The organism is Atlanticothrix silvestris CENA357 (assembly GCF_016056295.1).
GTDB lineage: Bacteria > Cyanobacteriota > Cyanobacteriia > Cyanobacteriales > Nostocaceae > Atlanticothrix > Atlanticothrix silvestris.
In genome coordinates, this window is the sequence record NZ_JAECZB010000024.1 from 84,052 (window position 1) to 110,274 (window position 26,223).

General features: G+C 41.3%; 24 protein-coding genes. 14 read left to right on the forward strand and 10 right to left on the reverse strand.

Translation table 11 applies throughout. The features are described 5' to 3' along the window. The first annotated feature begins 3 nt into the window (after positions 1 to 3). From tuf to I8751_RS12140, 3 genes are all read left to right on the forward strand, one after another. Positions 4 to 1,233, forward strand: a complete 1,230-nt coding sequence (gene tuf, locus I8751_RS12130; protein WP_214439409.1) for an elongation factor Tu — start codon at positions 4 to 6, stop codon at positions 1,231 to 1,233. 174 nt (positions 1,234 to 1,407) lie between these two features. Further along, a complete protein-coding gene (rpsJ, locus tag I8751_RS12135; RefSeq protein ID WP_010998474.1) occupies positions 1,408 to 1,725 on the forward strand; it encodes a 30S ribosomal protein S10 in 318 nt (105 codons plus the stop codon). Between the two features lie 201 nt (positions 1,726 to 1,926). Then, complete coding sequence (locus I8751_RS12140) at positions 1,927 to 2,577, forward strand: LON peptidase substrate-binding domain-containing protein (protein WP_214439410.1); 651 nt, start codon at positions 1,927 to 1,929, stop codon at positions 2,575 to 2,577. A gap of 45 nt (positions 2,578 to 2,622) precedes the next feature. Here the strand turns inward: I8751_RS12140 and pheA are convergent, their stop codons facing one another. Together pheA and I8751_RS12150 are read right to left on the reverse strand one after the other, a co-directional pair. Next, on the reverse strand, positions 2,623 to 3,495 hold the full coding sequence (gene pheA / locus I8751_RS12145; protein ID WP_214439411.1) for a prephenate dehydratase: 873 nt from the start codon (positions 3,493 to 3,495) through the stop codon (positions 2,623 to 2,625). A 78-nt stretch (positions 3,496 to 3,573) separates the two neighbouring features. After that, positions 3,574 to 5,292 carry a glycosyltransferase family 39 protein gene (locus tag I8751_RS12150; RefSeq protein WP_214439412.1) on the reverse strand — a complete coding sequence of 573 codons (1,719 nt, stop codon included), beginning with the start codon at positions 5,290 to 5,292 and terminating at the stop codon, positions 3,574 to 3,576. Between the two features lie 314 nt (positions 5,293 to 5,606). Between I8751_RS12150 and I8751_RS12155 the strand changes: the two genes are divergently transcribed. Then, positions 5,607 to 6,194, forward strand: a complete 588-nt coding sequence (locus I8751_RS12155; protein WP_214439413.1) for a DUF1997 domain-containing protein — start codon at positions 5,607 to 5,609, stop codon at positions 6,192 to 6,194. Positions 6,195 to 6,271: 77 nt separating this feature from the next. Here the strand turns inward: I8751_RS12155 and I8751_RS12160 are convergent, their stop codons facing one another. The 4 genes from I8751_RS12160 to I8751_RS12175 form a co-directional block, all read right to left on the reverse strand. Next, entirely contained in the window at positions 6,272 to 6,940 is a 669-nt protein-coding gene (locus tag I8751_RS12160; protein WP_214439414.1) for a ribonuclease HII, read from the reverse strand. A gap of 8 nt (positions 6,941 to 6,948) precedes the next feature. Further along, on the reverse strand, positions 6,949 to 9,057 hold the full coding sequence (locus tag I8751_RS12165) for an Rne/Rng family ribonuclease (protein WP_214439415.1): 2,109 nt from the start codon (positions 9,055 to 9,057) through the stop codon (positions 6,949 to 6,951). 557 nt (positions 9,058 to 9,614) lie between these two features. Continuing rightward, positions 9,615 to 12,233 carry a TIGR03960 family B12-binding radical SAM protein gene (locus tag I8751_RS12170; protein ID WP_214439416.1) on the reverse strand — a complete coding sequence of 873 codons (2,619 nt, stop codon included), beginning with the start codon at positions 12,231 to 12,233 and terminating at the stop codon, positions 9,615 to 9,617. A gap of 165 nt (positions 12,234 to 12,398) precedes the next feature. Continuing rightward, positions 12,399 to 12,719: an STAS domain-containing protein gene (locus I8751_RS12175; protein WP_214439417.1), complete on the reverse strand. Its 321-nt coding sequence runs from the start codon at positions 12,717 to 12,719 to the stop codon at positions 12,399 to 12,401. Positions 12,720 to 13,190: 471 nt separating this feature from the next. Between I8751_RS12175 and I8751_RS12180 the strand changes: the two genes are divergently transcribed. After that, positions 13,191 to 13,391 carry a hypothetical protein gene (locus I8751_RS12180; protein ID WP_214439418.1) on the forward strand — a complete coding sequence of 67 codons (201 nt, stop codon included), beginning with the start codon at positions 13,191 to 13,193 and terminating at the stop codon, positions 13,389 to 13,391. A gap of 321 nt (positions 13,392 to 13,712) precedes the next feature. Here the strand turns inward: I8751_RS12180 and I8751_RS12185 are convergent, their stop codons facing one another. Continuing rightward, positions 13,713 to 14,063, reverse strand: coding sequence for a hypothetical protein (locus tag I8751_RS12185; RefSeq protein ID WP_214439419.1), 351 nt, complete (start codon positions 14,061 to 14,063; stop codon positions 13,713 to 13,715). A 248-nt stretch (positions 14,064 to 14,311) separates the two neighbouring features. Between I8751_RS12185 and clpS the strand changes: the two genes are divergently transcribed. From clpS to I8751_RS12200, 3 genes are all read left to right on the forward strand, one after another. Next, a complete protein-coding gene (gene clpS / locus I8751_RS12190) occupies positions 14,312 to 14,593 on the forward strand; it encodes an ATP-dependent Clp protease adapter ClpS (RefSeq protein WP_015129168.1) in 282 nt (93 codons plus the stop codon). Between the two features lie 167 nt (positions 14,594 to 14,760). Beyond that, the gene (locus I8751_RS12195) at positions 14,761 to 15,591 is read left to right on the forward strand and encodes a CPBP family intramembrane glutamic endopeptidase (protein ID WP_214439420.1); all 831 of its coding nucleotides are present in this window, start codon (positions 14,761 to 14,763) and stop codon (positions 15,589 to 15,591) included. Positions 15,592 to 15,679: 88 nt separating this feature from the next. Beyond that, complete coding sequence (locus I8751_RS12200) at positions 15,680 to 16,132, forward strand: SRPBCC family protein (RefSeq protein ID WP_214439421.1); 453 nt, start codon at positions 15,680 to 15,682, stop codon at positions 16,130 to 16,132. Between the two features lie 60 nt (positions 16,133 to 16,192). On the opposite strand, the gene I8751_RS12205 is transcribed toward I8751_RS12200, so the two are convergent. Continuing rightward, on the reverse strand, positions 16,193 to 17,020 hold the full coding sequence (locus I8751_RS12205) for a SirB1 family protein (protein WP_214439422.1): 828 nt from the start codon (positions 17,018 to 17,020) through the stop codon (positions 16,193 to 16,195). 696 nt (positions 17,021 to 17,716) lie between these two features. On the opposite strand from I8751_RS12205, the gene I8751_RS12210 reads away from it, so the two are divergent. From I8751_RS12210 to I8751_RS12225, 4 genes are all read left to right on the forward strand, one after another. Next, positions 17,717 to 18,379 carry a PEP-CTERM sorting domain-containing protein gene (locus tag I8751_RS12210; protein WP_214439423.1) on the forward strand — a complete coding sequence of 221 codons (663 nt, stop codon included), beginning with the start codon at positions 17,717 to 17,719 and terminating at the stop codon, positions 18,377 to 18,379. Positions 18,380 to 18,671: 292 nt separating this feature from the next. Continuing rightward, complete coding sequence (gene atpD / locus I8751_RS12215; protein WP_214439424.1) at positions 18,672 to 20,120, forward strand: F0F1 ATP synthase subunit beta; 1,449 nt, start codon at positions 18,672 to 18,674, stop codon at positions 20,118 to 20,120. Positions 20,121 to 20,242: 122 nt separating this feature from the next. Further along, the gene (gene atpC / locus I8751_RS12220) at positions 20,243 to 20,656 is read left to right on the forward strand and encodes an ATP synthase F1 subunit epsilon (protein ID WP_214439425.1); all 414 of its coding nucleotides are present in this window, start codon (positions 20,243 to 20,245) and stop codon (positions 20,654 to 20,656) included. Between the two features lie 143 nt (positions 20,657 to 20,799). Beyond that, positions 20,800 to 22,911, forward strand: coding sequence for a flotillin family protein (locus I8751_RS12225; RefSeq protein WP_214439426.1), 2,112 nt, complete (start codon positions 20,800 to 20,802; stop codon positions 22,909 to 22,911). Between the two features lie 126 nt (positions 22,912 to 23,037). Here the strand turns inward: I8751_RS12225 and I8751_RS12230 are convergent, their stop codons facing one another. Beyond that, positions 23,038 to 23,331 (reverse strand): type II toxin-antitoxin system ParD family antitoxin, encoded by a 294-nt coding sequence (locus tag I8751_RS12230; protein WP_225894109.1) that lies wholly within the window; start codon positions 23,329 to 23,331, stop codon positions 23,038 to 23,040. A gap of 85 nt (positions 23,332 to 23,416) precedes the next feature. On the opposite strand from I8751_RS12230, the gene I8751_RS12235 reads away from it, so the two are divergent. After that, positions 23,417 to 25,318 (forward strand): serine/threonine-protein kinase, encoded by a 1,902-nt coding sequence (locus I8751_RS12235; RefSeq protein WP_214439427.1) that lies wholly within the window; start codon positions 23,417 to 23,419, stop codon positions 25,316 to 25,318. Between the two features lie 10 nt (positions 25,319 to 25,328). Here the strand turns inward: I8751_RS12235 and I8751_RS12240 are convergent, their stop codons facing one another. Next, entirely contained in the window at positions 25,329 to 25,628 is a 300-nt protein-coding gene (locus tag I8751_RS12240; protein ID WP_069071048.1) for a 30S ribosomal protein PSRP-3, read from the reverse strand. 161 nt (positions 25,629 to 25,789) lie between these two features. Between I8751_RS12240 and I8751_RS12245 the strand changes: the two genes are divergently transcribed. Beyond that, positions 25,790 to 26,155, forward strand: a complete 366-nt coding sequence (locus tag I8751_RS12245; protein ID WP_214439428.1) for a four helix bundle protein — start codon at positions 25,790 to 25,792, stop codon at positions 26,153 to 26,155. Positions 26,156 to 26,223 lie beyond the last annotated feature (68 nt).

Genomic DNA, 26,223 nt, shown 5'->3' on the forward strand with positions numbered 1-26,223 from the left:
TTCATGGCACGCGCAAAATTTGAAAGGAATAAACCTCACGTTAATATTGGTACGATTGGCCACGTTGATCATGGTAAAACTACGTTAACAGCAGCTATTACCATGACCTTAGCGGCTCTTGGTCAAGCTATTGGTAAGGGTTACGATCAAATCGATAACGCACCTGAAGAAAAGGCGCGGGGTATTACCATCAATACAGCCCACGTTGAGTATGAAACGACTAATCGGCACTATGCTCACGTAGACTGTCCTGGACACGCTGATTATGTGAAGAATATGATTACCGGTGCTGCCCAAATGGATGGTGCAATCCTTGTGGTTTCTGCCGCCGACGGTCCTATGCCCCAAACTCGCGAACATATCCTGTTGGCAAAGCAGGTAGGTGTACCTAGCCTAGTTGTCTTCTTAAATAAGGAAGACATGGTAGATGATGCCGAACTACTAGAGTTAGTAGAACTAGAAGTCCGAGAACTTCTGAGTGCCTATGATTTTCCTGGAGACGATATTCCCATCGTCACAGGTTCTGGCTTGAAAGCACTGGAAAAAATGACTGCTAATGGCAAGACACAGCGGGGAGAAGATGAGTGGGTAGATAAAATCTACGCACTCATGGACGCTGTAGATTCCTACATCCCCACCCCCGATCGCGCTGTTGATAAGCCCTTCTTGATGGCTGTAGAAGACGTGTTCTCCATCACAGGCCGCGGTACTGTCGCCACCGGTCGGATTGAACGGGGTAAGGTGAAAGTCGGCGATACAGTAGAATTAGTGGGTATTAGAGACACTCGCAACACCACTGTCACTGGGATCGAGATGTTTAAGAAGAGTCTCGATGAAGGTATGGCTGGAGATAACGCAGGTGTGCTACTTCGGGGTATTCAAAAAGCTGACATTGAACGGGGTATGGTAATTGCTAAACCTGGTTCAATTACACCTCATACTCAATTTGAAGGTGAAGTGTACGTCCTCACTGAGAAAGAAGGCGGTCGGAAAACTCCATTTTTTGCTGGCTATCGTCCCCAGTTCTACGTGCGGACAACCGATGTAACCGGCACTATCAAAGCCTTCACCTCTGATGATGGCAGTGATGCAGAAATGGTAATGCCAGGCGATCGCATCAAAATGACAGTAGAACTGATCAATGCGATCGCAATTGAGCAAGGAATGCGCTTTGCTATTCGTGAAGGTGGCCGCACCATCGGTGCTGGTGTCGTCTCCAAAATCTTGAAGTAGCACTTTTTGCCCCGATGACAAAGGAGCAGAGACGGTAAAAAGCCTTTCTGCTCCTTTCGCTTCCCTCTATAAAAAAGATTACAGGTTATGGGAGATAGGCAATAGCTTTTCTGTCTTTACCCCGTAATCTGTACTCTGTAACCTCCTCAATAATCAGAACCTAGAAAATTAAAGATGGCAACTCTACAGCAGCAGAAGATTAGAATACGTTTACAGGCTTTTGACCGCCGTTTATTAGACACATCTTGCGAGAAGATTGTAGACACGGCTAACCGAACTAACGCTACAGCTATAGGACCGATTCCTTTACCAACAAAACGCAAAATCTACTGCGTGCTGCGATCGCCTCACGTAGATAAAGATTCGCGGGAACACTTTGAGACCCGTACCCATCGCCGAATTATTGATATTTATCAGCCTTCGTCTAAAACTATTGATGCTTTGATGAAACTTGATTTACCTTCAGGTGTAGATATTGAAGTCAAACTGTAATAGTCAGTGATCAGTTGTCAGTCGTAGAAAAGCTATTGACTAATAACAACTGACATTTCTTAGTATGGATATTTACTTAGCCCTGAAGAAATTTCTTTCAGGGCTTTTTATTGGCTAGGAAACAAATGATAGAATGTAAACAAAGTACGGGAAAAGCAGAGAAAATAAATTTTTAAAGATTAAATTTATACCAAGGTAACAATGACATCTTCTTCTAAAATTGCAGTCCGTGAACTACCTCTGTTCCCGTTACCTGAAGTAGTTCTGTTCCCCACGAGACCATTACCCCTGCACATCTTTGAATTTCGCTACCGAATCATGATGAACACGATTTTAGAGAGCGATCGCAGGTTTGGAGTATTAATGGTTGATCCAGTTAAAGGTACAATTGCCAATGTTGGTTGCTGTGCAGAAATTATTCATTACCAACGGCTACCAGATGACCGCATGAAGATGTTGACTTTGGGACAGCAGAGGTTTCGCGTCTTAGAATATGTTCGTGAAAAGCCTTATCGCGTTGGTTTGGTAGAGTGGCTGGAAGACAATCCCCCGGCTAAAGATTTGCGACCTTTTGCCTCTGAAGTAGAACAACTACTGCGAGATGTGGTGCGTCTTTCAGCTAAGTTAACAGAACAAAATATTGAATTGCCAGAAGAATTACCTGATCTACCGACAGAGCTATCTTATTGGGTCGCCAGTAACCTCTATGGTGTAGCCGCAGAGCAACAATCATTATTAGAAATGCAGGATACTGTTGCTCGCTTAGAAAGAGAAGCAGAAATTTTGACTACTACTCGTAATCACTTAGCAGCTCGTTCTGTCTTGAAAGATACTTTCAATCAGAATTCATGACTATCTATTAATCATTAGTCAGAAATTGTAGCATACGACTAGTGACTAAACAGCGTTGATTGACAATACATTATAAGCGCCCAAAATTTTTAAAACTTCTGTATGGATCTTGAGTTCTGCTAAAGCCGATTGTACTCGTGCTTCGCTAGCATCTGCTTCCATATCAATAAAAAACAAGTATTCACCTAGCGAACGCTTGGTTGGGCGAGACTCGATTCGACTAAGGTTAATTTCTAGTTGAGCAAATACTTGTAGTAGTTTGACCAATGCTCCAGGTAGATTGGCAGGTACACTAAAAGCTAGCGAAGTATGAGTTGCATGAATTGAAGGTGTGTGGTCAAAAGTTTGCGCTTCTTTCTGACTTACCACCCAAAAACGAGTACAATTCTCTGGATAGTCGTTAATGTTACTAGCTAATATAGGCAATTTGTAAAGTTGGGCTGCTCTGCTAGATGCGATCGCAGCGGTCGTTAATTCCTGTTCCAATCTTTGTAGTGCTTCAGTTGTAGAATTTGTAGGAATCAACTGTACAGTTGGAAGAAACTGCTCTAACCACCCCTGACATTGTGCTAAAGCTTGTGGGTGTGAATAAACAGTTTTAATGCCATCTAAACTATTTGCACAGGAAATAAACGCATGAGCAATGGGCATGACCAAAGCTAACTGAATTTGCAAATTGTCTAATTGCCAAAGTGTATCCATTGTCATGGTTACACTGCCTTCAATAGAATTTTCCACTGGCACAACTGCTAATTGAGTGTGTCTAGCAGCAACGGCTTGGAGTGACTGGGCAATGCTGGGATAAGGACATAAGATAGCTTCAATTCCTGTCTTTTCAGTTAACCAGTTAACATAAAAAACAGCTGCTTGCTCTGCGTAAGTGCCAGGAGGCCCTAAATGGGCAATAGATATGGTCATAAATAGTCCTGATTTATCCGTTAAATTTATAGACTATACCGTAGACAAACCTCACATTTTTAGGCTGTGAACATTAGTTTAATATTTACCATTATTTTGAACATTGCAATGGTACAGTTTATAACTGTATTCACCAGCAGATTTTCTATATTGATCATCAGGAAAACATTGTTGAGATTCCAGATTGACTTGAGTCCGAAACTCGACTAACCATAGATCTAAAGGTCTGGGAATTTTAGTGAGTTGTTCATAGAATACTTGCATAGATTTAGTATAATTTTTACTTTCTAAATCTCGATGAGCCAAGAAAAACTGCAAGTTTTTAGCAGGTAGGTGTGGAAATTGCCAGGCTAAACCCATCATTCTGCCAGTTTGCCCGTGGTGTAAGTGAGTAGTAGCAATTAATACATTTAATTGAGATGCTTCTTGAATCACAGATGCGAGAAGATCAGGGCGTTGGTTTTGCAAGTAGCCCAAATTCCAAGTTGCTGTCACTCCTCCAAACATGGACATCAGCCAAATTATACTCACTACTAATTTTCCATTTACCACCCGCAGAAATTTCTGTTGATGTGGGTTAAAATTTTGTACTTGCTGCCAACAGCCTGCCAATGAAGCACTCAATAGTAAAATGATTGCTGGCACACAGATAAATTGGAAACGAGCAGCTAAGGTTAAGTCCATCCCTAAACCATAAGTGAAGCATAAACACAAAGCGATCGCCACAATCACATACCTCATCAATATTTGTATCGCTAAATGAGTATCAGGGTTGTGCTGCTGTACTTTTAGCCCATTCACGAGATGAGGCAGACTCCAAACCAAAAACAACAAGGTAACTACACCGGAGACAATCACAATCATCATGGGTAAGTTTGTGAATGCTGAAGGTAACAGCAACAGCATACTTAGTATCCAAAGTAGTAGCCGCCCTATCGGTTCTAACCATCTAACATGAGGATTGCTACTCGCGACCCATGTTGTAAGTTCATTGCCAGGAATACTTTGCAGAGCCGGTATCCAGACAAGACAACCCATCAAGGTACCTATAGCAACTACCCAGATACGCCATAAATTAGGTTGTATCAGTGCTTTTTGCTTGCTTTTGTGCCAAATATATCTCAGTAATACAAAGCCTTCAGCACACAAAGTTAAGGTAAAAAAGTAATGGGTTGCTACCCCTAAAGTGTTGATTACCACCCAGGCAAATATTACCCAAAGTGGCAAAGATTGTTGGCGATAGATAGTTTGAATTGCTTTCACTAAACAACATAGAGAAGCAATTGCTAGCAAAATCGCCAAGGTATAATGACGTGCATCTCTAGCCAGAAAAATAGTATAGGGTGAAACTGCCATCATTGCTGCTGCCATCTGACCTACTAATTTGGAACGAAAGGCTAAATAGCCAAAGCCAAACATAGCAGGAATTGATACTATCCCAAATACAGCACTGAGCGATCGCGCTGCCCAAATTGAGGCTAGTTCTCCTATAGGGGAAAACCATTTCATCCAAAAATGGGACAACACAAAATAGACCGGAGGATGAGTACTTTCATTAAATAAATGCTCGATAACTGCATTGATTCCTATGCTAGGTATAGATTGTAGTGGTTGTAACAACACATCCGAACTAATAACCTGATTGAGTGGAACTGTGCGAAAACTATTACCTAAGCTAAAAACTATCGTTGCACACTCATCAGTCCAAGGAGGTAGAGATGCCAAACGCCAAAAGCGTAAACAAGTACCAATAGCCAACCATAATAGAATTAGCAGTAGATGATAGCGGTTTTTCATTAACGCGATGTCAAGTTAATTTTTTCTCAAAACGACTTTTGTCAATTACAGCAAAGCATGATGAAATCGTGACGGTAGGGGTGTTTTCAAGCAATCGTCTTTTAGCTACAAAAATTACCTTTTGGTTGATGTATAATTTATCTCTCTAAGGTTAGTAAACATAATTTTTAAAATTATCTCAATGCTGAAGGATAATTAACAGCAAATATATTAAAAAAAATCAAACAAGATAAATATTTCTTCTTCAACTAAAATTAATAAATATAAAAAATTAACTAATAATAGAAATATATAACAATTACTTCCTACAACTCATGGCTACCAAGTTCACAGCCTCCCAATCGGTAGAAATTGCTGTCCCACAGCAGCCTATTCCTATCCAGCACTACTTGCGTCAGCCTCAACGTTTGGTTAATGCTTTGGTTGACAGCAGGCGAATTCAGCAACTTTCAGAGGAAGTATTTCGCTTAAAAATGCGTCCTCTGACTTTTATGTCCCTGAGTATTCAACCTACTGTAGACATGAGAGTCTGGGCAGAATCAAATGGAATGATTTTTCTGCGATCGGTAGATTGTGAAATCCTTGGTTTTGAGTATATTAACCAGCGCTTTGCTTTAAATTTACAAGGGCATTTATCTCCCTATCAGCTCAGCACTGGCACTCGCCTGCAAGGAAGAGCCGATTTAGAAGTACAAGTGGATTTTCCACCACCATTTTCGTTAACTCCTAAGCCCATTTTAGAAGCCACTGGTAATGGTCTGCTTAAGAGTGTGCTATTGACAATTAAGCAAAGATTACTACATCAACTGCTAACAGATTATCGTCACTGGGTGATCTCGCAAACAAAAGAAAAAGCCTTAAATGATGACAATGGTGAATTGCCAATCTTCAACATAGAGTAATTTTTTATTTCTCCATAAGATTTTTTCTACTTTTGGCAACAAATGAATTGGCTGTAGGGGTTTACCAGTATATGCCCCTACTGAATCTGGCAAGGACGAAAGGACTTGCGATGCAAGGGTGAAGGACCGTATTCTCGCAGCGCCAGCAAATGCTTTTGACTACCATAACCTTTGTTATGTGTTATGTCGTATTTGGGGTAATTTGATGCTAGGCGCAATACCAAATCGTCACGCCAAACTTTAGCCATAATACTAGCAGCGGCAATATTAAGCGATCGCTCGTCACCCTTAACTATTGTTTGTTGGGGTACAGGCAAGTCTTTAATGAGCTGATTGCCATCAACCAAGCAGATTACAGGCTGTACTTTTAGTTTTAGTACAGCCCGCTTCATGGCTAACAATGTGGCCTGTAAAATGTTTATCTGGTCAATTTCGGCAGTGGAAGCAAAACCGATTTTCCAATCAATTGCCACTGTAGAAATTAGCTGTGCCATCTGAATTCTACGAGAACTAGACAACTTTTTACTATCTTTAATCCCAACTGCCATTAGTTCTGACAAAGCACAGGTTGGTAGTATTACTGCTGCGGCTACTACAGGGCCAAATAAAGCACCTCGTCCTACTTCATCCACGCCCCCAATTAACCCTGAAAGACCTAACAAATTAGAGGATAACTCCAGCCAATTTGATTCACTCCAAGGCGCTAACGAATGAAGAGCAGCAATAGTTTGTTGTGTCTGTGCCATAAAATAAGTTAATTTTCGTCTGCGGTAGATGTATCCTCTATCGCAGACGAACGACGGCGGCGGCGGCGATTTCCTATGGAAGGGCTATTCGCTTCAGTTTCCTCTACATTGGTGAAACCTTCGATAGAGTTTGCCGCAAATTCTGCTGGCTCAAATGTATTTTCTGGTTCAGATGTATTTTCTGCTAAAGGTTTATGTTTTGTTTCAGTTTGCAGTGTATTTGTATTTACATCAATGCTTTCTGTTTCAGTAACAGTTGATTGTGGGGTTGATTCAGTCGATGCAGCTGGTGATTGCCCAGGCTGAACAATGTTAATAATTACGGATTTAGGATTTTTGACTTCCCGTTCTAACTTCACTAGAGGAGAAACTCCCATCAACGCAAAAACATCCTGTTCTTGGAGGGTCATTTCTACAGTCCTAATCTCCGGTGGTTCTACCACTGGTTTAACAGGCTCTACTTTGGTTACTTTATTACGTTCTACCCGTTCAACCCAACCAGATTTGCCTAGGTTAGGTGAGGAAATATCTGGTGTGGGCGCTAGCTCTACTTCAGCATCCAAATCTAAATCTGGCTCATTGTCAAAAGTTAGTGGATGAGTAATAATCCGGGCTTCATCTTTTCCGTTTGTCCCATTGATACCAATTCGACTACGGCGGGTGCGGGTACGACGCTTGTTGTTATCGTTAAGTTCTTGATAACTAGGATGATTCATTAAATTCAAGGCGCTCAAATCAGAGTCACCATCGAATCCTTCTCCAAAGGCATCGTAGTTTTCCCGTGTTTCTGTGATGCGAGCAGCGGGTAAACGTGGTTCTCTATGAGGTAGAGATACAAAACGCTCTGGTATTTCTACTGGTGTTGGTAATCGGTTTTCGTTTTCTCCAGGTAGACGTACAATATGTCCTAAACCGCCACAAGTAGGGCATGTTTCCCCAAACAATTCGTAAATATTTTGACCTTGGCGCTTACGGGTAAGTTCTACCAAACCCAATTCAGTTAGTTGGGCAATTTGGGGACGAGCTTTGTCTGCTTTCAGTGCTTTGTTAAAATGCTCTAGAACTTGCAATTGGTCGCGCCGCGATTCCATATCAATGAAGTCAACGACGATTACCCCAGCAATATTTCGCAGACGCAACTGACGGGCAATTTCTGTTGCAGCTTCACAGTTCGTCCATAAAACAGTTTCTCTAGCTGTTGCTGATCGCGTGAAGGAACCGGAGTTAACATCAATTACTGTTAATGCCTCAGTTGGCTCGATAATGATGTATCCTCCAGAAGGTAAGTCCACTCTGGGTTTGAGTGCTTCTCGAATTGCGGCATTGATGCGGAAGTACTCTAAAATTCCAGAGCGATCGCGATGATGGTCAATTAACAATCCCTGTGGTGTTTGACCTCCACTCCAGTTCTGCAAATACTGCTTGACTCGCTTCAAGCCAGTACTAGAATCCACAACAATCCGATTTACATCCGCACCGTACATATCCCGCAACACGCGCTGGATAAAGTCATCGTCTCGGTTGAGTAATGCCGGGGCACGAGTGGAGTGTGCTTCTTGTTGAATGGCTTCCCATTGCTTTTGCAGCACCTCCAAATCTTCCATAATCGCTTCTTCTGGTTTGCCTTCTGCTTCTGTACGCACAAGCAAACCCATTCCCGCCGGCTTAACCAAAATTGCCAGCGCTCGCAAACGGTTACGCTCGCTTTCGCTCTTAATCCTCCGGGATAAATTTACACCCCTACCATAAGGCATTAACACTACGTAGCGTCCGGGCAAAGTGATATTACCTGTAAGCCGGGGGCCCTTGGTTCCCGTTGGCTCTTTCATCACTTGCACCAACACTTTTTGTTGTGGTGCTAATAGTTCTGTAATTGCGGCAGCTGTACGCTTTAGCTTCAACGGCCCCAAATCAGTTACATGAATAAAACCGTTACGCTCTGGATCACCAATATTGACAAAAGCCGCATCTATCCCAGGTAATACATTTTCTACTACACCTAAATAGATATCACCTATTTGGTGATGACCCGTGGCCACAACGAGTTCTTGTATTTGATCTTCAGAAAAGACGGCAGCAATTTGATGCTGCTCCGCGATGATAATTTGTTTTGGCATTCAATTTCCTCAAAAATTGGCAGCACTAATTGGCTTGGGGGTTTGTTATGCCTCTCGCCCCTGCCAGCCCCAAAAGGTGCCGCTTGTAATAAATATTGTGAATCTAAGCTCAAAGTTAAGGAGCTATTGACTAAGGAATTGCGTTTACACGCCTGATTATTCCAGAACGGCTGCATATTGTTTAAGCAAATAAATCAACCGTCCGTGGTTGATTTTTGATGCGATACCTTCACCATCTAGGGATTAGGTATTCAGCAGTTGTTTTAAAAAGCATAGAGGAAGAGTTGCCGACGGAGCCTGTTGTTAGTTACTAGTTCACAAGATAGCTATCAAGAGAGAGTGTTCTTTAATCTGCCTGCTGTTTGTCTGGGATAAAATCCTAGAAGTTACACTCTAATATCTTTGCTTTCGCACCCTGAGTACCAGGGTAGTGAACCAGTTCATTCAATGCAGGGCCAGAAAATTTCTCTTCATCTCATTCTAACGCAACCTTGCTGAAAATCAATTCCCATGATCTACCATGTCAAGGCAACTACTAGCAAGTCACCCTTCAGGGATTATACTCCTAAAAATAGCTGATTGCGATGAATGTGCAGAAGTTGAAATTCTACACCTGTCACAGCTTCCAGCATAAACAGAATTTGTTCAGGCCGCAACAGCACCCCATCAGGACGATAGCTACCCACATAACGCAGGATAACTATAGACTCGTCTTGTGTATTCTTGCTAGTTTCTACTAATTCCAGTTCAAACAAACGCGAGCGCAGATTTATTAAATGGCTTTTGCCTGACTTAGTTGTTTGCTCCCACCAAAGTTCGTCTTTTGCTTTGATTGTTTCAATCCATTCTTGCCATTGGGCAAATGTAGCTATACTAAGTGCTGCGACTGTAATCAAGTACTCTGCTGCCTCCATTACTTGGCTAGCAGCAGGAACTTTCAAATCCAACTGCACCACATTGTATATAGGTATATCTGTGGGTAGTTCACGAGCTAGCAGTTCTCGAAAATTATCTATTGCTACTGGTTGTGTTAACTCAAAATCTACAATCTCGCCACTGCTGGTAATTCCTAAAGCTAAAGCATTCGCTACAGAAATGCGTGGAGTTGGATGAAACCCACCAGTGAAAGCAACTGGCAAGCCTGCTCGCCGTAGAACTCGATCAAATAAGCGCATTAAATCCAGGTGACTCAACAAAGCCATATTGCCTTGTTTACCAAACCAGACACGTAATCTTTGAGCTTTAGTTGTGTTGGGGACAAATTCACCAGCAAATTTTGGAACAACAGGTGGCGAAATCACAATATTGTGACCAAAGTCTGTGCTACAAACACCACAGTGAGAGCAACCTTCAAAGGAGCAGTCTGGTACAGTTGCCGCCTCTAAAGCGCGCTGCAAATCTTCCTTCAGCCACTTTTTGTCTATCCCTGTATTTATATGATCCCAAGGTAGGGGAGCATCAAGGGAGTGGGAAGTGGGGAGTGAGGATGTTACTTCCTCATCTTTTGTATAAAACAAATTCCATTCGCCGTTTTCTATTTGGCGATATTTCCAGTCTAAGCCAGCTTCAGCGATCGCTGATTCCCAAGCACCAAAAGCTTTATCTAAATTGTCATACCAAGAATCCATGCCAGCGCCTAATTCCCAGGCACGACGGACTACCTTACCCAAACTGCGATCGCCCCTGCCCACAAAGTCTTCCATCGCTGAAATCCGGACATCGGTGAAATTCACTTTCACTCCTCTAAGTCGGCGAAATTCGTACCGTAACAGACTTTGTTTGCGTTTAAATTCAGCCGTAGAAACTGAATGCCACTGAAAGGGAGTATGAGGTTTAGGTGTAAAGTTAGAAATCGTCAAGTTAAAGTTGAGAGGTTTTCTTCCTTTTCCTCGACATTCTCTTTGCAACCAGCTTACTGTTTCCACTATACCCACAACATCGGCATCTGTTTCACCCGGTAAGCCAATCATAAAATACAGCTTGATTTTATCCCAACCTTGCTCCCAAGCTGTTTTTACGCCCCGTAACAATTCTTCATTCGTCAAACCTTTGTTAACAATGTCCCGCATCCGCTGGGTTCCAGCTTCTGGAGCAAAGGTGAGGCTACCTTGCCGCGTGCCACCCAGGATGTTGGCAATATTTTCATCAAATCTATCTACTCGTTGACTAGGAAGAGTCAGAGAAATATTTTCGTTTTTTAACCGATTTTTAATCTCCATCCCTACCGCTGGCAAGGATAAATAATCAGAACAACTCAGAGATAGCAGGGAAAACTCATTGTAACCAGTTGCCCGCATTCCTTGTTCGATTGCTTCTACAACTGTATCTGGTTCTACATCCCGTGCTGGTCGGGTAAGCATTCCTGGTTGACAGAAGCGACATCCACGAGTACACCCCCGTCGAATCTCAATTGTCAAGCGGTCGTGTACAGTCTCAACGTATGGAACTAACCCAACCGAATAAGCTGGTATTGGGGTAGAAACTCGGCGCAGAATTTGCTTTGGTACATCTGGGCGATGAGGATGAACTGAGCCATCTGCTGCCATATCGTAAAATTGAGGAACATAGACACCCGGTATTTGTGCCAAGTCCAATAAAGTCTGCTCTCGCTTCAGTCCTGCTTTTTTGCCTTCTTCCAAAATCAAACCAATTTCTGGAAGCAGTTCTTCGCCGTCTCCGAGGGCAAAAAAGTCAAATAAGTCGGTGTATGGTTCTGGATTAGATGTTGCTGTTTGTCCGCCAGCAAAAACTAGGGGACATTCTTTCTCTGCCCGTTCTTGCCATGTGAGGGGAACTCCAGCCAAATCCAACATTTCTAAAATGTTAGTTGCACCGAGTTCATAACTGAGGCTAAAGCCTAAAATATCGAATTCTGTGAGCGATCGCTTTGACTCTACAGCAAATAAGGGTGTATTTGTCTGTCGGAGTTTAGCTGCCAAGTCTGTCCCTGGTAGGTAAGCGCGATCGCATAACTGTCGTGGTTGGGCATTCAAGATGTTATAGAGGATGATATGCCCTAAATTGGATGCTCCGACTTCATATACCTCTGGGTAAGTTAATACCCAACGTATTGCTGCCGTATCCCAATCTTTATGTACTGCTAGGCGTTCGTTACCCAGATAACGCGCTGGCTTTAAAATTTCCGGTGTGATTAATCTTTCAACTGCAACAGCCACTGTGCTATCTTCTAGCTACCTTAATTACAGCTAATCACTTCCAACTTTAGCACTGATTAGCTCTTTCAATGAGGTTTCTTTTTAGAACTTATAATTTTGTTACACGCAGCTGCTGACTAGCCATATAAAATATTACAATAGTTAACTTTATAAAAGTCCTACTAATTATAAATGCGGTTCGCCTTCAAATATCTCGAAAATTCCATCAAGCTGTGTAAGTTCAAAAATCATTCTCACTGACGGAGAAACAGAATCCAGTTGTAAACTCCTTCCTAAACTCTGAGCAAGCTTGAGCGCAGAGACCAATGCCATTAAGCCAGCACTGTCTAAAGATTCTACTGCGGCTAAATCCACTAGCAAGGCGGAAGTATCATCTTGAGTCAACGCTGTTGTCAGATCTCTTTCAAACTCCAAGGCGTTGGTGGCATTGAGAATGCCTTGAGGACGAATAACAGTAATTTGGGGAGAATCCAGTACTGCTTGCATATCAACATCCTAATTAATGTTATTAAACTGTAATGCCCATATTTATCTGAACATAAACTGTTTTTCCTCGCATCGACCATACGTCTTATAACTCTTTGCTGAATCTTTATTACTTTAGTGGGTCTGTTTAAAGATTGTCATAAATACAGGATGGATTGTATTCATATATACTTTTTTTCTACGTCGGTTACAAAACAATCAACAGAGACAGCCGTAAAGTAGATCCATCAAGCATAATGGCGGCGAAAACACTTGATTGGTCTATAAATGAAGCTGATTTAGCCAAGATCTAGCTATAGGTCAAATGCCTGCATTTTCAGGGTTACTGGTGGCATATATTGGGGTTGATGTCAAATGAAGCATTTGAGCAACTTGTGATCTATATCACTAATGTACTAGCATCTGGATCACATTTTATACCAAGCTTGATCTCGGATAATTAGTACCATATTTAAAGTTGGATGATTATTTATGAGAACTAAATACGCTATTCGTCAATTGGTTGAAAAAGCTCTTGATATTAAAAAACTAACTCCTGAGATAGAGAATGAGATCAACTCAGAATTAACTGAAAATGGGTGTATATCTGATGTTGATTACGAGGCTCTGGAATTATTAATGGCAGAGATGGATGCTGGTCGAGTTAAGCTAGTTCCTAGCTGGGGATATTAGCGTTAAGTATTGCCATTGCCAGTTTTTCTCTATACCAAAGTTAGTTTTGATAAAAAACTAGAAAAATCAAGCTTAAAATAGTTAACTTTAGTTTTATTAACAGCAGTGCCATCAAAAGCACGATAAAACTACTGTTATTTTCCTGTGTTATTTACTATTTTAATTTCTCTATGTGGTATAAAACCTGTGTCGTTGTTCCTTTTAATAATGGCTACGGTGCAGGAAGAGAAGTAGCCTAGCTATTCTTGATTAGCAAATGCAAAAACTAGTTCAACGTATAAAATCTGATTCTGCATTAATACCCCACTGGGTCAACAGCCTTTAGCCTTCATCCTGATACGCTTGCCAGAGTTGGTGGATAAATTGATTAAATTGTTGTTTAGCAGTTGAATCAGTCTCAGCTTTTGATTCTTTTGCCAAGACTTGACTTAACAAGGTAATTACTTCCGTATCTAAAGCAGGTCGAAATAATTTGTCAGGCCAAAGCAAGTCAGAAGCATTTCGTAGGTCAGTAACTAGCGGTAATTCTTGGGTGTAGGTGACTAGCAATAAGGGGCGTACCCAACACAAATGACGAGAAACCACAACTTGAATGACTTCTGCATACAAATTTCTGTCGTTATATCCTAAAGACACAATTTGTCCTGGTTGAAAATTTAGGGCCATGTTCATAATTATGCAGCTAGTTCAGTAGCAAGGGTGTCTTGCAGCTTTCTTAATTTTATGTATAGATGCTGTAACATTAATGTAGCATTTTCAAATTTTTAATCTGTAGCATTGCCCCAATCCTTCGCTGCAAAAAATCATAGTGCTATAAAGTTGAAATGGAAATGCTATAGAATATAGTAAATAACTGTTAAGCAAACGCAAGACAGAAACAAAGTATGTTGTAGTAAACCATCACAGAAAGAGCAAGAGCAGTGTCAGTCGAAACTATTGAGAAGCGTTCCACGTCCCGCAAGCTTGCGCCTCGGTATCGCGTTTTGCTTCATAATGACGACTACAACTCTATGGAGCATGTGGTACAAGCATTATTAACCACGGTGTCGAGTCTTACTCAACCGCAAGCTGTGAGTATTATGATGGAAGCCCATACTAATGGGCTAGCTTTAGTGATTACTTGTGCCCAAGAACATGCTGAGTTCTATTGTGAAACATTGAAAAGTCATGGTTTAAGCAGCACAATTGAACCTGATGAATAGTCATTAGTCAGTGGTCAGTAGTCAGTGGTCAGTAGTCAGTATAAAAGGTAAATACCTAACAACTGACAACTGACCCTTACGAGTGAATCCTGCGGATACGCTACGTGAGCTCTAGTTAAGACCGTACTGGCTCACAACTGACAACTAACAACCAACTACTGACTGGTATGAAAATAAACCTTCTTCGTGTAGCCCAAAACCCTGCCCCTATCAGGCTGGGTTATTTTATTACAACTTTGTTACTGCTATGGTTGCCATTTGCTGCACCGATTTACTTACTAGTGAATGATGCTAATTTAGTAAGTATATTGACAATGGTGTTGCTATATGTAGAGTTTATTTTTCTTTTGAAGTTATGGGGAAAGCATGTCTACCAGCAACCCCTGATACTGCGGCAGTATGGCTTAGAAATCACGCGAAAAAACGGCTTAGATTTGCTGCGTGGCTTGGCTATGGGAGTAATTAACATTCTCATACTTTTTGGAGTACAAAGTTTTTTGGGTTGGCTAGTATGGCAACAACCAAAAGTTTTGTTGTTGAGAGTAATTTTAGAAGGTTTAATAGTTGGTTTGGGTATCGGCTTTGCAGAGGAATTGTTATTTCGAGGCTGGTTGCTAGATGAGTTACAGCGGGATTACAGTCCGCGTGTGGCATTGTGGACAGATGCCGTTACATTTGCTGTTTTGCACTTTATAAAACCTTTGGAAGCAATTATTCAAACACTGCCGCAATTTCCAGCCTTAGTTTTGCTAGGGCTAACGCAGGTATGGGGAAAACGTTGGCGTAGGGGGCGATTGGGCTTACCTATTGGTCTACATGGAGGTTTAGTCTGGGGTTACTACATTATTAATGTGGGGGGATTAGTCAAATATTCTGGTCAAGTTCCTGATTGGGTAACTGGCGTGAATCAGAATCCCCTGCAAGGAGTGATGGGAGTGTTCTTTATGAGTGTATTGGCGTTGTGGATTAGAGGGCGAATAAGTAAAAATTACATATAAGTAATGCGATCGCTTGTGACTTTAAATCTCAGAATAATAAGTCTCAATCTTGATGTAAAGTTGATTTTAGCGGTGAAGAAAATATAAAGTGTCCCAAGCTTTTGAACAATCAATTAAAATTAATGCCACAGCTACGGTAGTGGAGAGTTGCATTACAGATTTAGCTCTCATGCACCGCTGGCTTAACCCCGTACTACGTTGTGAACCTGTAGGTGAAGCCTGGAGTACTGATGTTGGCAGTCAAAGTCGCTTTATAATTCAAATTCCTTTACTTGAACCTACCCTCAACAGTGTAGTCGTAGAACGTCAACTAGGTGTGGTAGTGTGGGAATTTAAGGGCTTTTTCCAAGGGCGCGATCGCTGGGAATGTCAACCATTAGCACAGGGAACGTGCTTATTGAACCGTTTTGAGTTTGATATTCCCAACCCCATAGTGAGTTGGGGTTTCAACACCTTTGCAGCATCTTGGACTCAAGAAGATATGCAAGCTCAACTGCGTCGTTTCAAGCGAGTAGCAGAGGAAGTACAAATTAGTCAATAGTCAGTTGTCAGCGATGCACTGAGTTTCGACTGCGCTCAATTACCGCTTGTCGAAGTGTTGCTATTCTCTTTTACTCCCCAGTTCAAGAAGCAACTGCCGAATTACTGGTGCATCTTCAGCATCAGGGATTTTTGCTAGATAAGTTTTCAAATCATCAGCAGCTTGCGGATAATGACCAAGTTGATAATATAGCAGGCCGCGATCGCGCACTTCTAAAATTGCGCTAGGGAGTAATAGCAAAATTCGTTCGACCGCAGCTAGGGTTTTTGCTAAATCTTGCTTTTTAAGGTAGATATATTTCAAATTTGTCAGCATTCGTACCAAAAATTGTCCATTGCTGACGGGGGCTAAAAATTCTGGTTTTAAATTCACGGGTTGTTGAAACATTTGAGTGAGTCGTTCTTGGCAATCTTGTGCAAACATCACCTCACCCTGATTAAATGCATCAACAAAAATTTCCACATCTGGAATATCTGGACGAATTAAAAAGTGTCCTGGCATTCCTATCCCTACCATTGGAAAGTCAATTCTCTGAGCAATTTCTAGATAAACTAATGCCAAAGTAATGGGAATCCCTAACCGACGGTCAATCACATTATTTAAAAAACTATTGCGAGGATCATAGTAATTTGATTTATTACCAAAAAATTTTAAATCTTCATATAAATACTGATTTAGACTTTGAATCAGCCGTAGAGGATACCGGGAAGTTGGTAAGCGTTCTTGAACTTCACCTGCCATTGTATCAAGGGCATTAAGGTATTCTTCTGGTTCAAGGTCAGGATACTCTTCCTGTGCAATATACAGAGCTGCCTTTGCTAAGTTAATATGCTCGTCAGGCTGATGAATCTCCTGAGAAAAATATTGTCGCGCTAACGATAAATTCATAAGCAAAACCTAGGTAAAAGTATATGGATTGAACAAGAGTAAGCAAACTGAAAGCTGTTTTATTTGCTTATTTTGATTTTAATAAAAGTAAGAGCATTGATGAAGATATTTAGCATAGTATTATTATCTGTATTTTTGCCTCACAGCACAAAAAATTTAAATTTTACGAAAATTTTTAATAAGGTTCTCGGTATTGCAACAACTGGCATTATTCTCCATCTGCAACAAACTTATTAAGACGAATTTTGGATGAAAGGTATTCTTTCTGATCAAATTCATAGTTCAATACTTATATAAATCTATGTTAAGGAGCAGCATAATTTTATAAACTTTTATCCAGTAATTTTTCTGTTGTTTTGTTGAAAAAGTCTATTAGCTATAGAGATTAGCTTCTATTTAAGCTAAACAGCAATTTAATTTTTGTGTAAATTCACGGATAACCTTGCGTATAGCAACCAATTATCTAGTAAGTTATATAAACATAAGGTTGAATAAAATACTGTTAAAACTTCACCACTAAGTTAAACAAAAAATAAAAATAAATTATCTAGTATTTATTTTGTCTCTATTTTTATGTCTGCGAAAGGTTAATTAATAGCCTGTCGTCGGAAAAACTTTGTGTGTAATTTTAACTATTATTTACCAAGTTCACATTAATTCTACTGTTAAACCACATCTTATTGGAGCCAAAATTTCATGTTGAGCAGAAATATAATTAAAAATTTAGCAGTAGCTATCTGTGGTACTTCATTATTTACTTTAGTAGCAGCTAGCAAAGCACAAGCTACAACTATTACATTTGACGATGGTACTACAAATATTTCTGTAGGAAATTTCTACAGTGATCAAGGAGTTACATTTTATAATGCTTCATTTAGTTCTAATTTTGAATTACCAGGCTCCTCAGGGTTATTGGGATTTAATGCCACCAATGGTGTTTATCAACCTACATCGTTGACACCAATTATTGGTTTTTTTTCTCAAGCACAAAACTTTGTGAGCATCAGGGGAATAGACGTTGGTGCTAACGGTATTAGGTTGGATGCTTTAGATGCTGATGGAAATTTACTCACTTTCGATGAATTTTTTGGTACTGGTCTGGGCGTAGGTATTTTTCATGATTTGAGTGTGACAGGGGATAAAATTCGTAGTTTTAGGCTGTATCAACCTCAAAATTTGATCGGTGATGGAGTAGTATTCGATAATCTTACTTTTACTGCTCAACCTACTGCTGTCCTTGAACCTACTGCTGTCCCTGAACCTGCGACGGTATTAGGCTTATTGATGGCTAGTGCTTTTGGTGTCACTTCCCATAAAAAAGAAGACAAGCACAAAGAAAAACCTACAAGCATTGTGTAGTCTGAGGTATATCTACTCAAAGTTAGATCACATAAGGTAGAATTCATCTCGTCTTTTTGTCTATCTTGTCTGCTTTCTCTACTGCTTTAGCGATCAAAAATTAATGCGGTGGACTATTAATGACCTATTTCTACCTAAATGATGCTTTTAACGAAAGCTGCTGAGCTGCTTTTTTAAGGAATTACTAAGGGAGTTGTGTCCCCCTCCGATGCTACAGTGAAAGATGACATTGCTTAATCATTATGTCTTCTACGACCTTATCTGAAATATAGCTTCAATCATTAGGCGCAGCATGGTCACCACCGCAGAAAAAACAAACATTGGTTACATTACCCAAATCATTGGTCCAGTTGTAGACGTTAAGTTCCCCGGCGGGAAATTGCCGCAAATCTACAATGCTCTGACCATCAAAGGCACCAACGAAGCTGGACAAGACATCAACCTTACTGTTGAAGTACAGCAATTGCTGGGCGACAACCAAGTACGGGCTGTTGCTATGAGTACCACCGATGGCTTAGTGCGTGGTCTAGAAGCCGTTGATACTGGCGCTCCCATTAGGGTACCAGTTGGTAAAGTTACCTTAGGTCGGATTTTCAACGTCCTTGGCGAACCTGTAGACAATCAAGGGCCTGTAAGCTCTGAAGAAACTTTACCCATCCATCGTTCTGCTCCCAAATTCACTGAACTGGAAACTAAACCTTCCGTTTTTGAGACTGGGATTAAAGTTGTTGACCTCCTAACTCCCTACCGACGCGGCGGTAAAATTGGTTTGTTCGGCGGTGCTGGTGTCGGTAAGACCGTGATCATGATGGAGTTGATTAACAACATCGCTACTCAGCACGGCGGCGTATCAGTTTTTGCTGGAGTAGGTGAGCGCACCCGTGAAGGTAATGACCTCTACAACGAAATGATGGAATCTGGGGTAATCAACAAAGATAACCTCAATGAATCAAAAATTGCTCTAGTCTATGGTCAAATGAACGAACCACCCGGAGCTAGAATGCGGGTTGGTCTTTCAGGGTTGACAATGGCTGAGTACTTCCGGGATGTGAATAAGCAGGATGTGCTGTTGTTTATTGACAACATTTTCCGGTTTGTGCAAGCTGGTTCGGAAGTATCGGCGCTATTAGGTCGGATGCCTTCTGCTGTGGGATATCAGCCGACATTGGGAACCGACGTAGGCGAACTACAAGAGCGTATTACATCCACTACAGAGGGTTCTATTACCTCAATTCAAGCAGTGTATGTACCTGCGGATGACTTGACTGACCCCGCACCAGCAACCACCTTTGCCCACTTGGACGGAACAACAGTACTGTCTCGTGGTTTGGCAGCTAAGGGCATTTATCCCGCAGTTGACCCCCTAGGCTCCACCTCAACGATGTTGCAGCCCAACATTGTTGGTGATGAACATTACAATACTGCTCGTGCTGTACAGGCGACTCTACAGCGTTACAAAGAACTTCAAGACATTATCGCCATTCTCGGTCTAGATGAATTGTCTGAAGATGACCGTCTGATCGTAGCAAGAGCGCGGAAGGTTGAGCGTTTCTTATCTCAGCCGTTCTTTGTAGCGGAAGTGTTCACAGGTTCTCCTGGTAAGTATGTGAAGTTGGAAGATACCATTAAGGGCTTCCAGATGATCTTGTCTGGTGAATTGGATGCTTTACCAGAGCAAGCTTTCTACTTAGTGGGCGATATTAACGAAGCTAAAGCTAAAGCTGAAAAACTCAAAGGCTAATTAGTTAGTGGTCAGTAGTCAGTAGTCAGTGGTTAAAAATACCTAACAACTGACTACTGATACTTCGACTTTGCTCAGTACAAGCAACTGACAACTGACAACTCACAACTGACAAAAGACAAATGACATTAACCGTTCGTGTAATTTCCCCAGACAAAACAGTTTGGGATGCCCAGGCTGAAGAAGTAATTTTGCCCAGTACTACTGGTCAGCTAGGTATCCTCAGTGGTCACGCACCACTGTTAAGCGCTCTGGATATTGGTGTCATGCGAGTACGTGCTGCTAAAAATCAGAGTTGGCAAGCGATCGCTCTTTTGGGTGGTTTTGCCGAAGTCGAAGAAAACGAAGTGACAATTCTGGTTAACAGCGCTGAACGTGGCGATAAAATTAATCTTGAAGAAGCTCGTGCTGCTTATACTCAAGCAGAAACGCGTCTTGCTCAAGTACCAGCAGGCGATCGCCAAGCCCAAATCCAAGCAAATCAAGCCTTCAAACGCGCCCGCGCCCGCTTTCAAGCTGCCGGCGGTTTGGTCTAAAATTTTATTTTTTTATCTTGTAGAGACGCGCCACGGCGCGTCTCTGCATTACCATATACAAAATTACACCAAGTTTAAGAAATCTAGCATAGCCAAAGTGAAGTGTTAATTTGGATAACTAGTTGCCCAGAAGGGCAAAAATTATGAAAAATTTTTCATTTTCCCTTGGGAAGCTCAAACAAAATAAATTAGCTGGTTTTGCAACATCTCTAATCGCAACATTGGCATTGACTGGCGCTGTTAATTCTGCCAATGCTACTACTCTCAAAACCACTGTAAAAGAAATTAGTTCGGTATCAGTTCAATTAAGTCAAATACAACCAAGTACCACTCAGTTAACAACTCACAAAACTCAATATCAAGTAATGGGGCTGGAGCCGTGGGGACTCATCCCCATTGTTTTAGTCGGTGGTTTTGTGATCTTTGTCCCCCTATTTTTTGGCGGATTAGTAGTCATTGGTGAGCGGGAAGTTGGGATTGTAGTCAGAAAATTTACCCTTTCTGGGCGTGGACTCCCTGCCGGACGGTTGATTGCTCTCAATGGCGAAGCCGGCTTACAAGCAGATACTCTAGCTCCTGGTTGGCATTGGGGCTATTGGCCTTGGCAGTATTCCGTAAAAAAAGAGCCAGTAATTGTTGTCCCCCAAGGGGAAATCGCCTTGATTGTCGCAGCAGATGGTGAACCCAACCCACCAGAACGCATCCTAGGTAAAATTGTCAATTGCGACAACTTCCAAGATGCTCGGAAATTCCTAACTCAAGGTGGAGAAAAAGGTCGGCAAATGAGTTTTCTCACCGCAGGGACTTACCGCATCAATACTGCCCTGTTTAAGGTAATTACAGCGGCAAACGCTAATGCTCATGGTATGACTCCGCAACAGTTGCACATTTATGAGATAGCCGCAGAGAAGGTTGGTATTGTTACTACTTTAGATGGTTCACCGATCATAGCAGGTGAAATCGCTGGACGCATCATTAACGGGCATGATAATTTTCAGAATGGTCAAAAATTTATCGATGCTGGGGGACAACGGGGTTTACAAGAACAGGTACTATTGTCGGGTTCGTGGAACCTAAACCCTTGGTTGATAAATATTGAACAAGTTCCAATGACAGAAATCCCCATCGGTTATGTGGGTGTGGTAATTTCTTTCGTAGGCAAAGAACACGAAGATGTCAGCGGAGCGTCTTTCACTCACGGGAATTTAGTCAACCAAGGACATAAAGGCGTTTGGGTAGAGCCGTTATATCCTGGGAAACACCCGCTCAATACTAAGGTGATGAAAATTGAGCTAGTACCAACAACAAATATTGTTTTAAGCTTTACTGAAAGAATTAGTGGTAAACACGGCTACGATACAAACTTACAGGCGCTGAAACTATTATCATTTGACGGTTTCAGCTTTGATTTAGAGATATTCCAAATTATTCATATTGGTGCTTCAGATGCCCCAAAAGTGATTTCCCGCTTAGGTTCGATGCAAAACGTCATCGATCAGGTTTTGCGTCCAATTGTAGGGAATTATTTCCGCAACTCGGCTCAAGAGTATACTATTTTGGATTTCTTAATTGCGCGTAGTGAACGCCAAGTTGAAGCCTCCGAATACGTTAAATCTGCCTTGCGTGCTTATGATGTCCAAGCGGTGGATTCGTTGATTGGTTTGATTACCCCACCAGATGAATTAATGCACACACTGACAGACCGGAAAATTGCTGAGGAAAAACGTAAAACTTACGAAGTTCAGCAAATGGCGCAAACCCAACGACAACAACTTGTTCGGGAGACAGCACTAGCTGATATCCAAGAAGAAATGGTGCAATCAGAACAGAGTGTAATGATTGCCGATTTGAAAGCCCAAGCACAAATTAAGCAAGCGACTGGTGAAGCAGAAGGTACAAAACTGCGGGCAATTGCTGAGGCTGAAGGTATTCGGGCTACAGGTAATGCTAAAGCTGAGACATACCAAGCGGGTGTGGAAGCTTTGGGATCATCGGGTTATACAGCGATGCAGCTAATGCAGATTATAGGCGATCGCAATGTCCGCTTGATTCCAGATGTGCTTGTGGGTGGTAGTAATGGCAGTACCAACGGCTTGGTAGATGGTCTACTATCAATGATTTTATGGAATCAAACAGCCAAGCCAAGTGAAGATACGCCAACGCCTTTGCATCCACAACCGATAGTTACCAAAACACCACCAATTACGCCAAATGGTGCTACTCAGTTTGTTGTAGAATTGCCTAAAGATAAATAAAGTAAGTAGTTGGCACTTTAGCGATTCAAGAGGACTAAAGTGCTACTAATTCGATATTTTGTTTTGTCCGATCGCGCATAAGTTTTTCCAAAGAAGCAGGTAGTGAGATAGTATATTGACTCATTTCTAAGACTCTTCAATCTGCTGTAAATCTGCCAAAAGCTGATTCACAAAAGTCTCACCATCAATTTTTTCTCCCCGTTCAAGTGATGCAATACCTTCATCAATTTTGGTACGAGTTTCATCTATCCATACTTGATATGCACAGTTATCTTCTTGTAATAGGTGTAATGCAGCTTGAATTACTTCGCTAATATTACTAAATCTTCCTGTTGCAAGCAAATCTTGCACAACTTTCTCTTGGTCTGGTGTTAGTGTCATGTTCATGTTGATTGCGTAGGCGTAGCCCACCACAGACATTGCTAGTTTTTTCCATGATACAGCAACTACTTTTTAGATATGAACTCGCAGAAAGATTAAAACACGATCAGGCTACATTAATGTTATGTGTAATCTGGTTGATAACTCTGACAGGAAAATTTTGCTAATCCAAGAACGTTATCGTTTACTCAAGCAGATTGGTAAAGGGGGATTTTGTAAAACCTTTCTCGCAGTTGATGAAAGTCAGTTTCCCCCAATTCCTTGTATAGTGCAACAATTTTCGCCACGAAATGAAATACTAAAATTATTTGAGCAAAAAGCGCAATGCCTAAAAGAATTAGGTAAACATCCTCAAATTCCTGCTTTAGTAGCACATTTTCAAGATGATGAATATTTTTATTTAGTGCAGGAGTTTATTGAAGGCCTCAATTTAGCTCAAATAGTTGAACAAGAGGGTGCTTTCAATGAAAGTCAAATTTGGCAATTTTTAGTACATATATTGCCAGTTATAAAATTTATTAGCGATCGCAATATTATTCATCGTGATATAAAACCAGAAAATATAATCCGCAGAGCTTCCGTAAAAAATAGAGAAGAGAGTTTAGTTTTAGTCGATTTTGGTGCTGCTAAAGTCTTCACTGAAATTGACCGACTAATTGGTGAACATAGTATTGGTAATGCAGAATATGCAGCACCAGAACAAGCAAAAGGAAAAGCAGTTTTTGCTAGTGACCTTTATAGTTTGGGTGTAACTTGTATTTATTTACTTACTCAGATTGCTCCTTTTGATTTATTTTATGTTGCTAATGATTGCTGGGTTTGGCGACAATATCTTACCACCAAAGTCAGTAACCGCTTAGCACAAATTCTTGATCGTCTTCTCCAAAATTCTGTTAGTCAGCGCTTTCAATCAGCAGATGAAGTTATGAAAGCGATGGGTATAGAGTCGAAAATTCAAAGTTTTACAGGACTTACGCAAAGTAATGGAAAAACGAACCGCCAAGGACGCAGAGAACACGAAGTTAAGAGGGTTTTAGAGAGTTATTGCGTAAGTCCTAGTTTTAAATTAATTCCCAGTCCTTTGTGGCAATGTTTACACACCCTAGCAGGAAATTCTGTTGCATTGGGTAGTGTCAATGCCCTGTCCATCAGTCCTGACGGTAAGACTTTAGCGAGTGGCGATGACAAAATCATCAGATTGTGGGATTTAAATATAAAAAAATTACTAGCTAGCCTATCAGCACATTCCCAAAATGTGACATCAGTTGCTTTCAGTCCTGATGGCAAAATCTTAGCCACCGCTAGCGACGATAAAACTATTAAATTGTGGGATTTCAATACATTTCATGAAATTGCTACCTTATGTGGACATTCACACGCGGTCAAATCAGTTGCTTTCAGTCCAGATGGGCAAATTCTCGCTAGTGGTAGTTGGGATAAGAAAGTCATACTCTGGGATGTAAGTACTAATACAGAAATTACTAATCTCACAGGACACCAATTACAAGTGAGTTCGGTTGCTTTTAGTCCCCAAGGAAAATTTTTAGCCACTGCTAGTTTTGATAGAACGATTCGCCTATGGCAATTAAGAGCAACACAAGGGTCTGAAGGAAAATTTCAAAACCGCCCATGTTGTACCTTGTTAGGCTCCCTTTTAGGGCATACACGGGCGGTTTTGACGATCGCATTTAGTCCAGATGGTAAAATTCTGGCCACAGGTAGCGATGATAACACTATAAAATTGTGGGAAGTTAGTACTGGTCAGCTAATTACCACACTTTTAGGCCATTCTTGGTCAGTAGTAGCAATAGCTTTTACTGCCAATAGCGAAACGGTAATTAGTGCCAGTTGGGACAAGACAGTTAAACTTTGGAGGGTAAGCACAGCAGAAGAACTTGCTACTCTCTTTGGTCATGTAGACTCAGTATCTGCCGTTGCTGTTAGCCAAGTTGCACCACTGATTGCTAGTGGTAGCAGGGATAAGACCATCAAACTGTGGCAACTTGTAGAACAGCAGGAAAGCTAATTAGGCAATATCAAGCACTACCTGTAAAAGCAACTTCGGGAAACTTCAACTGAGCTTCTGCCATTGGGCGATTTCTGCCTTCTTCTTGCCAGTAGTTAATCACTTCGGTTGCTTTATTAAGCAATTCGACGCGATCTACATCAGTAATCCAGTGTTTGGATTCCAGTTCCTTTTTTAACTCTTCCCAAGCATCATTTCTAGGCCAGAAAAAGTATTTAGTTAAAGGACTTGTGCCTTTGCCTACAATTTGATCGACTGCAAGGGCGACGTTTTCGTCTAACCACAGAATTTTCAGTATAAATTTGGTCAATCACACCTCCGGGAAATATCCGGGCATTAATTACTAAGATTGCGATCGCTTATTTTAACGCAATACCTTACCAAATGGGAAATCGGGCATGGGGAATTGGCATTGGGCATTCGACTTGGGCATTATTTTAGGTATGGGGTGATTTGAATTAAGGAAATATTGTGAGGAGACCTGATTTTGAAGATTTGGAAGTTTATAAACTTTCTGAAAGCTTAGCTAATGAAATTTGGCAGATTGTGAAGGAATGGGATAATTTCACTAAAGATACAGTGGGTAAGCAAATTGTGCGGTCTGCTGATAGTATTTGTGCGAATATACCTGAAGGTAGAGGTAGGTACAACGACCAAGACAATCGACGTTTTGTCAAGATTGCCAGAGGATCTTTGTACGAAACAGTTAGCTGGTTGAGATTAGCCTACGCTAGAAAGTTATTAACAAGTGAACATATAAACAAATTCAAACCTCTCCTTGATGATCTTTTACCCAAGCTCAATGCTTATCTAAAATGCATAGACAATAGACAATAGAAAATAGGGAACAGGCAGTGAGAAATGGGCTACAGAATTTACCATGCCCCATTCCCCATGCCCCATTC